General features: G+C 66.5%; 10 protein-coding genes and 1 tRNA gene. 2 read left to right on the forward strand and 9 right to left on the reverse strand.

The features are described 5' to 3' along the window. Positions 1 to 69: 69 nt before the first annotated feature. Together IEY21_RS03245 and IEY21_RS03250 are read left to right on the forward strand one after the other, a co-directional pair. Positions 70 to 579: a tripartite tricarboxylate transporter TctB family protein gene (locus tag IEY21_RS03245; protein WP_188901291.1), complete on the forward strand. Its 510-nt coding sequence runs from the start codon at positions 70 to 72 to the stop codon at positions 577 to 579. Then, the gene (locus IEY21_RS03250; RefSeq protein WP_188901293.1) at positions 579 to 2069 is read left to right on the forward strand and encodes a tripartite tricarboxylate transporter permease; all 1491 of its coding nucleotides are present in this window, start codon (positions 579 to 581) and stop codon (positions 2067 to 2069) included. Before IEY21_RS03245 ends, IEY21_RS03250 begins: the two co-directional genes overlap by 1 nt. An 89-nt stretch (positions 2070 to 2158) precedes the next feature. Here IEY21_RS03250 and IEY21_RS03255 read toward each other — a convergent pair whose 3' ends face one another. From IEY21_RS03255 to dgt, 9 genes are all read right to left on the reverse strand, one after another. Continuing rightward, positions 2159 to 2917: an ABC transporter substrate-binding protein gene (locus IEY21_RS03255; RefSeq protein WP_188901295.1), complete on the reverse strand. Its 759-nt coding sequence runs from the start codon at positions 2915 to 2917 to the stop codon at positions 2159 to 2161. Between the two features lie 265 nt (positions 2918 to 3182). Beyond that, the gene (locus IEY21_RS03260) at positions 3183 to 4361 is read right to left on the reverse strand and encodes an ABC transporter ATP-binding protein (RefSeq protein ID WP_188901297.1); all 1179 of its coding nucleotides are present in this window, start codon (positions 4359 to 4361) and stop codon (positions 3183 to 3185) included. Positions 4362 to 4574: 213 nt separating this feature from the next. Continuing rightward, complete coding sequence (locus IEY21_RS03265) at positions 4575 to 5651, reverse strand: PilT/PilU family type 4a pilus ATPase (RefSeq protein ID WP_188901299.1); 1077 nt, start codon at positions 5649 to 5651, stop codon at positions 4575 to 4577. Next, complete coding sequence (panC, locus tag IEY21_RS03270; protein ID WP_373290472.1) at positions 5648 to 6502, reverse strand: pantoate--beta-alanine ligase; 855 nt, start codon at positions 6500 to 6502, stop codon at positions 5648 to 5650. Before panC ends, IEY21_RS03265 begins: the two co-directional genes overlap by 4 nt. A 61-nt stretch (positions 6503 to 6563) precedes the next feature. Beyond that, on the reverse strand, positions 6564 to 6932 hold the full coding sequence (locus IEY21_RS03275) for a phage holin family protein (protein ID WP_188901301.1): 369 nt from the start codon (positions 6930 to 6932) through the stop codon (positions 6564 to 6566). Between the two features lie 41 nt (positions 6933 to 6973). Continuing rightward, the gene (gene purB / locus IEY21_RS03280) at positions 6974 to 8281 is read right to left on the reverse strand and encodes an adenylosuccinate lyase (protein WP_188901304.1); all 1308 of its coding nucleotides are present in this window, start codon (positions 8279 to 8281) and stop codon (positions 6974 to 6976) included. Between the two features lie 43 nt (positions 8282 to 8324). Beyond that, complete coding sequence (locus IEY21_RS03285; RefSeq protein WP_373290471.1) at positions 8325 to 11336, reverse strand: PAS domain S-box protein; 3012 nt, start codon at positions 11334 to 11336, stop codon at positions 8325 to 8327. A gap of 289 nt (positions 11337 to 11625) precedes the next feature. After that, a tRNA-Ile gene (locus IEY21_RS03290) sits at positions 11626 to 11702 on the reverse strand. Positions 11703 to 11780: 78 nt separating this feature from the next. Beyond that, on the reverse strand, positions 11781 to 12911 hold the full coding sequence (gene dgt / locus IEY21_RS03295) for a dGTP triphosphohydrolase (RefSeq protein WP_188901308.1): 1131 nt from the start codon (positions 12909 to 12911) through the stop codon (positions 11781 to 11783). Between the last annotated feature and the right edge of the window lie 17 nt (positions 12912 to 12928).

The raw sequence follows: 12928 nt of genomic DNA on the forward strand, positions 1-12928 counted from the left end.
TCCCACCTGCCACTTTCCCCATTCCTCTTCCGGCTTCCACCCGCCCCCTTTCCCGTTCAAGGAGTTCGCATGACCCATCCCCCGCCCCCACCCACCCGCCGCGGCATCAGCGTGCCCGACCTGCTGGTCGCGCTGGCGCTGACCGCGCTGGGCCTCGCCCTGCTGCTCGGCACCCGGCAGATTCCCTTCGGCATCAACGCGGTGGTCGGTCCCCGCGTGTTCCCCGTGATCGTCAGCAGCGGTCTGACGGCGCTGGGCGTGCTGCTGACGGTCAGCGTGCTGCGCGGGGGCCGCGCCGAACCCGCCGCCGAGGAGGACACCGATCTGGAGGCCCCAGTCAACCTCGCCGCGCCGGGCATCATCCTGGGCGGTTTCGCGCTGGGCGCGGCGGTACTGACCACGGCGGGCTTCGTGGTCGGCACCGCCATCATGTACTTCAGCGTGGCGTGGGCCTTCGGTGAGCGGAGGGTCGGCCTGATGACCGGGGTGGCGCTGACGGTGGCCCTGGTGACCTACGTGGCCTTCACGCGCGGCCTGGGACTGAGCCTGCCGCCCGGTGTCCTGAAAGGCGTCCTGTAATGGAGGCCCTGACCTCCCTGCTGGCGGGTTTTGAAACCGCGCTGACCCCCATCAACCTGCTGTGGGCGCTGATCGGCGTCACGCTGGGCACGCTGGTGGGCGTGCTGCCCGGCATTGGCCCCGCGCTGACGGTGGCCCTGCTGCTTCCGGTGACGGCCAAGCTGCCCCCGGTGAGCGCTTTTATCATGTTCGCGGGCATCTACTACGGCGGGATGTTCGGGGGCAGCACCACCTCCATCCTGCTGAACACACCCGGCGAATCGGCGAGCATCATCACCGCGCTGGAAGGCAACAAGATGGCGCGCAAGGGCCGCGCCGCCGCCGCGCTGGCGACCGCCGCCATCGGCTCGTTCATCGCGGGCACCATCGGCACGCTGCTGCTGACCTTCGCCGCGCCCGCAATTGCCGAGATCGCCGTGCAGATCACGCCCAGCGCCAAGTTTGCGCTGATCATGCTCGCCTTCGTGACCATCAGCGCGACCTTCGGCGGCAGCCCACTGCGCGGGTTGCTGAGCCTGTTTCTGGGCCTGGGCATCGGTCTGGTCGGCACCGACCTGCAGAGCGGTCAGGCCCGCTTTGCGCTGGGCCGACCGGAACTGCTCGACGGCATCGACTTCATCACCGTGGTGATCGGCCTGTTCGCCATCGGCGAGACGCTGTATGTCGCCAGCCGCCTGCGTAAGGGCAAAAGCGACGTGATCAAGCTGGAAGGCGGCGCCACGATGTCAAAGCAGGACTGGCGCCGTAGCTGGGGGCCGTGGCTGCGCGGCACGGCGCTGGGTTTTCCCTTCGGCGCGATTCCGGCGGGCGGCGCGGAGATTCCAACCTTTCTGAGCTACACGCTGGAAAAGCGGCTCTCAAAGCACCCCGAGGAATTCGGCCAGGGCGCCATCGAGGGTGTCGCCGGGCCGGAAGCCGCCAACAACGCCAGCGCGGCGGGCGTGCTGGTGCCGCTGCTCACGCTGGGCCTGCCCACCAGCGCCACCGCCGCCATCCTGCTTGCGGCCTTCCAGCAGTACGGCCTGCAGCCAGGGCCGCTGCTGTTCCTGACCAACGGCGATCTGGTGTGGGGCCTGATCGCCTCGCTGTACATCGGCAACGTGATGCTGTTGGCCCTGAACCTGCCGCTGGCACCGGTGTGGGCCCGGCTGCTGCTGATTCCGCGCCCCTTTCTGTATGCCGGGATTCTGGTGTTCAGCACGGTGGGCGTGTATTCCTTGAACAACAGCGTCTTTGACCTGGGCCTGCTCGCGCTGTTCGGCGTTATCGGCTACGGCATGCGCCGCTTCGACTTTCCGGTCACGCCCGCGATCATCGGCGTGGTGCTGGGGCCCACCGCCGAGTCGCAGTTCCGCACGGCCCTGCAGCAGAGCAACGGCGACCCTTCCATCTTCGTGCGCCAGCCGCTGACCGCCTTCCTGATGCTGTGCGTGCTCGCCGCGCTCACCGTGCCGCAGATCCTGAAGTGGCGGGCGCGTCGGGCGGCGTAGCACTTTCTACCCCGACCGCAGAACGGCGACTCCTTGCAGAGTCGCCGTTCTTTATGCCCTTTACGCGCGGTGGTGAAGGGAAGCGCCGCTCAGTTGCGGCAGCGGACGTCCTCTCCGAAGTACTTGCTGCTGATCTTGGCGTACGAGCCGTTGTTCAGGGACTTGTCCAGCGCCGAGTTCAGCTCCTTGAGCAGGCTGCTGTTGCCCTTCTTGACGGCCATGGCAATGCGCTCGTTGAACAGCAGCGCGCCCGCCTTGACCTTGCCCTTCTGGGCCTTGACCAGATCCAGCCCCGTGAACTTGTCGCCCACCCAGGCGTCCACCCGGCCCGCCATCAGCGCGGCCTGGGCGTCGGTGTCCTTGGGGAAGGTCTTGACGTCGCCCACTCCGGACACCTTGCGCACATTTTCCAGGTAGGTGGTGCCCACCTGCACGGCCACCGACTTGCCCGCCAGGTCCGCGGCGGTCAGGGGGCCGCCGGGCTTGGCGACAATCGCGCCGCCGGTGCAGTAGTGCGGGTTGGAGAAATCCACGGCCTTGGCACGCTGCGGCGTGATGCCGTGGCTGGCAATCACGAAGTCGTAGCGGTTTTGCTGCAGACCGATCAGCAGGTTGTCGAAGGGCTGCGTGACCCACTGCACCTTGAGACCCAGTTCCTTGGCGAGGTTCTCGGCCAGCTCGACCTCAAAGCCGGTCAGCTTCTTGCCTTCCAGAATATTGAAGGGAGGAAATGCTCCCTCGGTGGCGATCTTGATGGTGCCGCTCTGCTTGATCTCATCCCAGGTGCGGGCCTGGGCGGTGGTGGCGAGGAGGGTCAGGGCGGCAATGGTCAGAACCGTTTTTTTCATGTGTTCTCCTGTGGTCTGGATGCCAGCAATAATGGCGGTCCAGGATGGATTCCGGTCTTGAACACCGGGGGTGACTGTTGGCCGGTATTGTAGCGCCCACCCCATGAGGGAACATCGTGACCCTCTTTGCCGGGTCCCCGCCTGCCGCATGCGGATCGGCAGGCCAGAGACATCAGCAGGTCAGACACGAACAAACCGGGCCCTGATGGAGGCCCGGTTTGTTCGTGGTTTGTTCGTTCGGAACTGAACTGTTTCGCTGTGAAGCTCAGTCGGCCCCGACGACCTGCTGGGTGGGGTACTCGTAGCCCAGGTCGGGCGTGTCGGCCTGTCCACGCTTGCCCCCGGGCGTGCCACGGTCGATGGCGGCCTCGGTGGCCGTATCAAAGGCGTGCAGGCGGGTCTGGTCGACAACCAGCTCAATGGTGTCGCCGGGCTGCACTATGGCCTGACCTTCCACCTTGGCGGTAATGTCCTGACCGGCAACCTCGATGATCAGGTCGGTCTGGGCGCCCAGCGGCTCGACCACCACCACCGTGCCGCGCAGAACGTTGCCGCCCGTGGGAATGTCGGTCATGCCGATCACGCCGATGTGCTCGGGGCGGATGCCCATGGCGACTTCCTTGCCCTCGTAGCCCTTGAGGCTCTGGGCCAGGCGGCCCATGGCCGAGACGCGGTTCTCGCCCACCACAAATTCGCCGTTCTGCACGCGGGCATTCAGGAAGTTCATGCTCGGGCTGCCGATGAACCCGGCCACGAACTTGTTCTGGGGGAAGTCGTAGAGGTTCATGGGCGTGTCCACCTGCATAATCAGGCCGTCGCGCATCACCACGATGCGGTTGCCCAGCGTCATGGCCTCGACCTGGTCGTGGGTCACGTAGACGATGGTGGCCCCCAGGCGGCGGTGCAGCTGGTTGATCTGCGAGCGCATCTCGACGCGCAGCTTGGCGTCCAGGTTCGAGAGCGGCTCGTCCATCAGGAAGACCTTCGGCTCGCGCACGATGGCGCGTCCCATCGCCACACGCTGGCGCTGACCGCCGGAGAGTTCCTTGGGCTTGCGGCCCAGCAGGTGCTCGATCTGCAGGATCTTGGCCGCGTCACGAACGCGGCGCTCGATCTCTTCCTTGGGCGTCTTGCGGAGTTTCAGGCCGAAGGCCATGTTCTCGTAGACGTTCATGTGCGGATACAGCGCGTAGTTCTGGAAAACCATCGCGATGTCGCGGTCCTTGGGGGGCACGTCGTTCACCACGCGGTCCCCGATCTTCAGGATGCCGTCACTGATGTCTTCCAGACCCGCGATCATGCGCAGGGTGGTGGACTTGCCGCAGCCGGACGGCCCGACGAAGACCATGAATTCACGGTCTTCGATGTGCAGGTTGAAGTCCTTGACCGCGTGATGCTTCGTGCCGTACATCTTGTCGATGTGCTCCAGAATGACTTCTGCCATGAGTACGCCTACCTTTCGCCCCTGCTCTTGCCCGCGAAAGTCGCTTTCCTGCGTGAAGCCGTGCAGAGAAAACAGGTTCGGGCAACCGGGGTACGAGAACGAGAAACCCGGGGTTTACACTGACGCCACGCTGACCCCAGCAGTGTAACACGCCGGTTATCTGAATCAGGGTGGGGTCATTTTCAGTGTCTGCCGGCGCGCCCTGCCGTGTCCTCAGTACGAGTGGCCGCTGCGCGTGACCATCAGCCGCAACTCGTGCGGGCTGGTCGCGGCCTCCAGCGCCGCCTCCATGGTGATCAGGTGGTGCTGGTAGAGCTGCGCGAGGTGCTGGTCAAAGGTGTGCATCCCGCGGATGTTGTCCTCCACCAGGGCGTCCTTGATCAGCGGGGTCTTGTCCTCGTCCTTGATGTATTCCTGCACCAGCGGCGTGTTCAGCAGGACTTCCAGGCCCAGCACCCGCCCCACGCCGTCGGCTCGGCGCAGCAGGCGCTGACTGACGATGCCGACCAGGCTCTCGGCAAGCTGCAGGCGCACCTGGGGCCGCTCGTAGGGCGCAAAGAAGTCGATGATGCGGTTGACGCTGCGCACGGCGTCCTGGGTGTGCAGCGTGCTCAGGACCAAGTGGCCGGTCTGCGCCGCCGAGAGGGCCGCCTCCACCGTTTCCTTGTCGCGCATCTCGCCGATCATGATCACGTCGGGGTCCTGACGCATGGCGTACTTCAGGGCCGTGCGGAAGTCGCGGGTGTCGCTGCCGATCTCACGCTGCACGACAATGCTCTTCTTGTTGCGGTGCAGGATCTCGATGGGATCTTCCACCGTGATGACGTTGTGGGCGTACGTGCGGTTGATGTGGTCGAGGATGCTTGCCAGGGTCGTGGTCTTGCCCGACCCGGTGGGACCGGTCACCAGGATCAAGCCGCGTGGAGCGTCGGCCAGCCGGGTCATCACCTCGGCCGGCAGGCCCAGCGAATCGAAGCCGGGAATGGCGTCGGTCACGATGCGCATGACCACGCCCACCGCGCCGCGCTGACGGAAGATGTTGCAGCGGAAGCGGCCCAGCCCCGAGACGCTGTAGGCGAGGTCCAGCTCGTTGCGGTACGTGAAGTCGTCCCACTGGTCGGGGGTCATGAGCGCCTGGGCGAGCAGGGCCGTGTCCGGGGGCATCAGCAGCTGGGTACCGAAGGGAACGAGCTGCCCGTCGATGCGGCCCATCGGGGGACTGCCCGCCTGAAGGTGCACGTCGGAGACGCGGCGACCGATCATCTCGCGCAGCAGCTCGTCGAGGGTCATGCGCCGGGGTGACCGTGGGCCGGGTCAAGCGGCATGTTGTCAATCAGCCGGACGCCGAACATGCGGGCGGCGATGAGCACTCGGTTCATGACATCATTGTCCATAACCGCTCTTTCCTGCATGTCACGGCCCACCACGCTGAGGTAGTCCAGCGTCACCTCCGGTTCGGTCTGCAGCACCTCCAGCCCGGCCTGACGCAGCCTGTCGGCGCTGCGCTCGCCGGCCGCGTAGCGGACCTGCACGGCCCGCAGCGCCCGCGACAGCACGCTGGCCCGCTCCAGCTGTTCGCTCCGCAGGTAGCTGTTGCGGCTGCTCAGGGCCAGCCCCGAGGGCGCGCGCACGGTGGGCAGGCCCACCACATCCACCGCCACGTTCAGGTCGCGCACCATCTGCCGCAGCACGGCGAGCTGCTGCCAGTCCTTCTCACCGAAGAAGGCCACGTCCGGCCGCACCAGATTCAGCAGCTTGAGCACCACCGTCGCCACGCCGGTGAAGTGGCCGGGCCGCGACGCTCCGTCCAGGCCCTCGCTGACGCCCGATACGACCACGCGGGTATCAAAGCCCGCCGGATACATGGTGCCCGCGTCCGGCGTGAACAGCACGTCCGCCCCCGCGCCGCCCGCCACCCCCAGGTCGCGTTCCAGGTCGCGGGGATAACTCGCGAGGTCCTCGGCGGGCCCGAACTGCAGGGGGTTGACGAACACGCTGACCACCAGCACGTCGCAGACCTCGCGCGCCCGACGCATCAGGGCCGCGTGCCCCTCGTGCAGGTAGCCCATGGTGGGCACCAGCCCCACGCGCCCGCGCCCGGCCAGCACGGCGCGCAGTTCCCCGGGGCCGGTCACGACCAGGGGTCGGCCTGCGGCCCGGTCCTCCCCGGTCCGTTCCACCACCACGCCCTCGGTGCCCGCCTTAATCTCGGCCACCGTCCAGCCCCAGCATGCCGACGAGTGCGTCGAGCAGCCACGAGATCACGGCCAGGATCAGCGCGCCCACGATGGCGGCCCCGAAGCCCGCCACGTTCAGCGCCGTGACCGCCGCCACCAGATACAGCACCACGCCGTTGACCACCAGCGTGAACAGCCCCAGCGTGAGCACGTTGATGGGCAGCGAGAGCAGCAGCAGCACCGGGCGGATCAGCGCATTGACGATGCCCATGACCAGCGCCGCGATCAGCACCGCGCCCACGCCCGCGCCCGGCCCGAAGGCCACGCCTGCGTAGACGCGGGTGAGCAGGTACAACGCCAGGGCGTTCACGAGCAGCCGAAGAATGAATCCCATACGGGGAGAATAGAGGGTCGGGCGCCCGGTGTGCGGCTCCGTTACATTCCAAAGCGGGCGTAGATGTCGTCCACGTGCCGCAGGTACCAGTCCAGATCAAAGGCGGCGTCCAGTTCCCCGGAGCTCAGCGGGCTGTCGGGGTCGGCGGCGAGCAGGTCCCGCAGTCCCTCGCCGGTCTCCCAGCTCCTGAGGGCGTGGCGCTGCACGAGATCATAGGCAGCCTCACGGCTCAGGCCCTTCTCGTCAATCAGGGCGTGCAGCACGCGCTGGCTGAACACCAGCCCGCCCAGATCGTTCAGGTTTTTCAGCATGCGCTCCGGAAACACCACCAGATCGCGCAGCACGCCGGTCAGGCGGCGCGTGGCGTAGCTCGCCGCACTGGTGGCGTCGGGCAGGATGACGCGCTCGGCGCTGGAATGGCTGATGTCGCGCTCGTGCCACAGGGTCACGTTTTCCAGTCCGGTGGTCAGGAAGCCGCGCAGCAGCCGGGCAAAGCCGGTGACATTCTCGGTCAGGATCGGGTTTTTCTTGTGGGGCATGGAGGATGATCCGGTCTGGCCCTTGCCGAACGGTTCCATCGCCTCGCGGACCTCGCTGCGCTGCAGGTGGCGCACCTCCACCGAGGCGCGTTCCAGCGTGGTGCCCAGAATTGCCAGGGCCGACAGGATCTCGGCGTGCCGGTCGCGGGCCAGGGTCTGGTTGGTGACCGGCGCCGCCGACCAGCCCCAAGAGCGCGCCACCTCCTCTTCCACCCGCGGCGAGACGTGCGCGTAGGTGCCCACCGACCCGGAGAGCATCACCACCTGCACGCGCCGCCGGGCCGCCGTGAGGCGTTCCAGATCGCGGTCCAGGGTGGCCATCCAGTTCAGGAACTTCAGGCCAAAGGTCATCGGCTCGGCGTGGATGCCGTGGGTGCGGCCCACCGTGGGCGTGTGGCGGTAGGCCAGCGCCTGGGTGCGGCAGACCTCGCGCAGCGCCTGCACGTCGGTCAGAATCAGCTCCAGCGCCTCGTCGAGCAGCAGGTTCTGGGCGGTGTCCACCACGTCGGTGCTGGTCAGGCCGTGGTGGATGAAGCGCGCCTCCTCGCCGTAGCGCTCGGTCAAGGCGCGGGTAAAGGCCACGATGTCATGACGCGTCACCGCCTCGATCTCGGCGACCCGCACGGCGAAGGCGTCGTCCAGGGGATCGGCCTGCGCCTTGCGGCTCAGGGCCTCGAAGGCTTCCCGGGGCACCTCGCCGTGCTCGGCCTGGGCCGCCATGGCGGCGAGCTCCACCCGCAGCCACGCGCGGTACTTGCTCGCCTCGCTCCACAGCGATTTCATTTCCGGGGTCAGGTAACGGTCGATCATGGATTACAAGCTACCCCGGACCCGGCGCTTCAGGACACCGGCCTCACGGCCTGGCACCGAGCAGCCGCAAAAAGGCCCCGACGACCTGGGGATCGAAGTGGGTGCCCGCACCGGCCCGCAGGTGGGCGGTCGCCGCCTCGCGGGGCCAGGCCTTGCGGTATGGCCGGTCGCTGGTCAGGGCGTCATACACGTCCACCACGGCGAAGGCCCGGGCCGCCAGCGGAATGGCCTCGCCCCGCAGGCCCAGGGGATAGCCGCTGCCGTCCCACTTTTCATGGTGATACTGCGGAATGGTCAGTGCCGGGCGCAGGAACCGGATGGGCGAGAGCAGCGCCACGGCGTAACTGGCATGCTCCTTCATGCGGAGCCATTCCTCATCGTTCAGCCTGCCGGGCTTGGAGAGAATGGCGTCGGGGATGCCCATCTTGCCGATGTCGTGCAGCAGCGCGCCGCGGCGCACATCCACCAGCTCCTCGGTCGAGAACCCCAGCATCCGGCACAGTTCCACGGTGGTCTCGGTCACCCGGCGCGAATGCCCCTCGGTTTCCCGGTCGCGCAGGTCCAGCGCCCGCGCCCATCCCTCGATGGTCTCATCGTAGGCCAGACGCAACTCCAGGTTGCTGTGCTCCAGCTCGCTCAGCAGCTCGGCATTGTCCACCGCGATGGCCGCCTGATTGGTCAGTACCTCGAACACCTCCAGCCAGGCGGACGACGGTTCAAACGGCTGCCGGTGAAGCACTTCAATCACGCCCAGAACCTTGCCCTTGGCGATGACCGGGACCGCGTAGTACGCCACCAGCCGCTCCCCCTCCAGCATGGCCCGCCAGGCCGGCGACACGTCGGTGGTCTGGAGATCGGCGGCCAGCAGCGGCTGCCGGTTCAGGGCCACCTGGCCCGCCAGCCCATCACCGAGGCGCAGGGTCAGGTCCTGCAGCGCAGTGCTCAGTCCACGCGCCGCGCCGCACCGCAGAGTCAGGGTGTGCTGGTCCAGCAGCAAAATGGTGGCGGCGTCCACCTCCAGCTGCTGCCGGATGTTCTCGAGAATCATGCCCAGCGTCACGTTCAGGTCGGCACTGGTCGCAATCGACTGGTCAATTTCACGCAGACCGGTGACATGGCGCAGCTGCCGCTCCAGGTCCTCGTTGAGTTTCCGGACCTTCGCCTCGGCGGCCTGGATCAGGGAGATGTCCCGGGTGATCTTGGAGACACCAATCACATGACCCTCGGCATCCAGCACCCCCGAAACAGTCGACATCACGGGAATCCGCTGGCCCTGCCTGTCCAGCCGGACCGATTCGTAGGGCAAGACCAGTTCTCCCTGCGCGACCCTGCGGAACACTTCCCGTTCCGCGTCCTGCACCTCCGGGGGAACAATGAGCATCATCGTCTGGCCGATGGCCTCTGCAGCGCTGTATCCGTACAGGCGCCGTGCTCCGGGATTCCATGAGCGGATGGTGTCGTCCAGGGACACCCCGACCACAGCATTCTGGCTGGCCTGCACAATGGCGGCCAGAAACGCCTGATCGGCCTCGGCCGCCCGGCGCCGGGTCACGTCGCGGGCCACGCAATAGAGCAACGGGTCATCAGGAACTGCCGCGACATTCCATTCGATCCACACCACGCCGCCGTCTTTGTGGATACACCGGTTTCTGAAGCTGGTTGAGCCTTGCTTCTCCCGGATGACGGCCACTTCCCGGTGGGTGATCTCGCGGTCTTCTGGATGCAGGAGTTCTTCATAGGACCGGCCGGACAATTCCTCAGGCGTGTAGCCGAGAATGTGCACGCACGCGGCGCTCACGCTGATCACCCAGCCGCCGGGCGCAACAGTCGTGATCATGTCCAGGGACAGGTCCAGAATGCGCTGCAGTTCGGTGGCGCTGCGGCGATGGCGCTCCTCACTTTCGAGCAGGCGCTGCCGGGCATTTTTCTCCTCGTTCACGTTGCGCACGAACCCGATCACGCAGCGCTCCCCCGCCACTTCTATCGGGATCAGGGAAAGCATCCCCCAGAACGGTTCACCGTGCCTGTCGAGAAACAGCACCTCGCGGCTTCCAGGAGCCAGTTCACCGTCCAGCATCTGCCACGTCACTTCACGGTCAGCTTGATCGGCCCAGAAACCCAGTTCCTGTGAAGTGTGGCCGAGAATCTCCTGGCGGCTGTACCCGCTTTGCCGCAGGAATTCCGCGTTGACTTCCAGAAAACACTTGTCCTTGCGCCGGGTGATAAAGATGGCGACGGGGCTGGCCTGAAAGACCTTGGAGAAACGCTCCTCGCTCGCCTGCAGGGCCGCGAGGTTGCGGTGGCTTTCCGTGATGTCCCGAGCAAACAGGGAGATTCCGTCCTCGCTGGGATAGACGGTGACGTCCACCCATTTCTCAAAATGAGGCAGATGGCTGACCGTGTTTTGCAGATCTCCCGTTGCTTTGGCCCGCTCCACGGCCAGACCCAGCGGATTGTCCCGGATCTCGGGAAACATGATCAGCAGATTGCGGCCCAGAAAATCCTCTGGACGCCGTTGTGCGAGACCGGCCGCCGCCTCATTGATGTACGTGACATTCCAGTCCCGGTCAAAGGACACAAAACCGTCGGTGACCCGCGTAAGTGTTGCGGTGAGTTGCTGGCGTGCGTGATGCTCGCCCCGTAGGGCCTTTTCGCGGGCGGTCACGTCGTTCTGGAAGCCCAGGTAATGCGTCAGGGTACCCGCCGCATCGAACACCGGGCTGAGGGTCAGCTCGTTGTAGAACAGCGTGCCGTCCTTGCGGTAGTTGCGCAGGATCGTGGTGGTCGCCTCTCCCTGGGCGAGGGCCTGCCAGATGTCCTGCCTAGCCTCCTGATCGCGGTCCTCGCCCTGAAGAAAGCGGCAGTTTCTGCCCAGCAACTCGGCGGCCGGGTAGCCGGTGAGCCGCTCGAAGGCGGGGTTGACATACAGGATGGGATAATCATCCTGGCGGGCATCGGCGACCACAACCCCCACCACACAGGCCTCCAGCGCATGACCTGGAAGTTGAAGATCAGAGAGTGGTCCACCCGGCTTATTGATGATCGGCTCCTTCACGGTATCGGGCGATGATGCGCCGCACCATCAAATCTAAGAGCATGGCCAAGCACCCCCATCTTACGGCCAGGGAACAGCAGGCAACTGAAGATGTGGGGGAGCGGTCTACCCCGCGCCGCCACAGGAGCCGTTCACCTTGAGCCCCGCCACGTTGAAGAGGTCTGGTCCCCTGCCGGCCAGCCGTCTCCCGGGGGTCACCCATACCGCTGCGCCGGCGCGGCCCCCGCCCAGCGGCAGCGCCAGGAACAGAAATGAAAAGATCCCGCGCTTGGCGGGATTTTCTCTTTTGTGGTGCGGATGCCCAGACTTGAACTGGGGACCTCACGCTTATCAGGCGTGCGCTCTAACCAGCTGAGCTACACCCGCGCACCGTACTGCACTGTCCTTGCGTCTGCCGGGCTTCCGGTCAGGCGGGAGTCAATCTAGCAGGGGGCGGCGGGAGTGTCAACGTGCGGGCCAGATCACCGGGGCACCGGACGGGGTAATGCTGGCGTGCAGGTCCAGGGCGTACCGGTCGGTCATGCCCGAGACATAGTCGCAGACCACACGCGGCAGGTCCGAATGGGCGGCGCGGCGCTGGAACTGCGGAGGCAACATGCTGGGGCGGTCCAGAAAAGCCCCGAACAGGGTGACGAGCACCCGGGTGGCCGCCTCCACCTGCATTTCCACGCGCCAGTGGCGGTACAGCTGGCCGCGCAGGAAGGTGCCCATCTCGCCCAGCTGTTCACGCAGGGACGGGCTGTAGGTGATCAGCTTGTCTGACCAGGCCTGAGCCTCAGCCGCGCTGTTTACCCCGCTGGCGGTGATCTGCGCGTCGCTCGCGGCCGTAAGGTCGGCAATCAGCCAGCCCAGCAGTTCGCGGTGCAGGGTGCGCCGCTGCTGCTCGTTCAGCTCGGTATCCTCCACGCCCGCACGCCGGGTCAGCTCCTGCCACAGCGGCACCCCGCGCAGCTGTCCGGGCGTGATCAGGCCGCTGCGCAGGCCGTCGTCCAGGTCGTGGGCGGTGTAGGCCAGGGCGTCGGCGGCGTCCACGAGCTGCGCTTCCAGACTGGGCCGCCCCAGCCCGGTGCGCTCATGCTTGTTCAGGCCATCCAGGGTATCAAGCGTGAGGTTCAGGCCCGGGTAGTCGGGGCGGGGATTTTCCAGCGCGGTCACGATGCGCCGGGCCTGGGCATTGTGGTTGAAGCCGCCGTGCCCGGCCATCAGGTCGTTCAGCACCCGCTCGCCCGCGTGACCGAAGGGAGGGTGGCCCAGATCGTGCGCCAGGGCCACCGTCTCGGCCAGGGTCTCGTTCAGGCCCAGACTCAGCGCCACCGAGCGGGCCACCTGCTGCACCTCCAGCGTGTGGGTCAGGCGGGTGCGGTAGTGGTCGCCGCTCGCGTTCAGGAACACCTGGGTCTTGGCTTCCAGACGGCGAAAGGGCGTGGTGTGCAGCACCCGGTCGCGGTCCTTCTGGAACGCGGTGCGCGTCGCGCTCTCGGCCTCGGGGTGTTCACGCCGCCGGTCACGGCTGGGGGTCGCGTACGGCGCGAGGAACTGCGCCTCACGGGCTTCCAGATCGGCACGGGTGAGCATGCGGTCAGTCTGGCAGA

The sequence above is a fragment of the Deinococcus aerophilus genome (assembly GCF_014647075.1).
Taxonomy (GTDB): Bacteria; Deinococcota; Deinococci; order Deinococcales; family Deinococcaceae; genus Deinococcus; species Deinococcus aerophilus.

Coding starts and splice junctions, on each gene's coding strand:
- IEY21_RS03245 (WP_188901291.1), top strand. CDS start 70: ATGACCCATCCCCCGCCCCCACCCACCCGCCGCGGCATCAGCGTGCCC.
- IEY21_RS03250 (WP_188901293.1), top strand. CDS start 579: ATGGAGGCCCTGACCTCCCTGCTGGCGGGTTTTGAAACCGCGCTGACC.
- IEY21_RS03255 (WP_188901295.1), bottom strand. CDS start 2,917: ATGAAAAAAACGGTTCTGACCATTGCCGCCCTGACCCTCCTCGCCACC.
- IEY21_RS03260 (WP_188901297.1), bottom strand. CDS start 4,361: ATGGCAGAAGTCATTCTGGAGCACATCGACAAGATGTACGGCACGAAG.
- IEY21_RS03265 (WP_188901299.1), bottom strand. CDS start 5,651: ATGACCCTCGACGAGCTGCTGCGCGAGATGATCGGTCGCCGCGTCTCC.
- IEY21_RS03275 (WP_188901301.1), bottom strand. CDS start 6,932: ATGGGATTCATTCTTCGGCTGCTCGTGAACGCCCTGGCGTTGTACCTG.
- purB (WP_188901304.1), bottom strand. CDS start 8,281: ATGATCGACCGTTACCTGACCCCGGAAATGAAATCGCTGTGGAGCGAG.
- dgt (WP_188901308.1), bottom strand. CDS start 12,911: ATGCTCACCCGTGCCGATCTGGAAGCCCGTGAGGCGCAGTTCCTCGCG.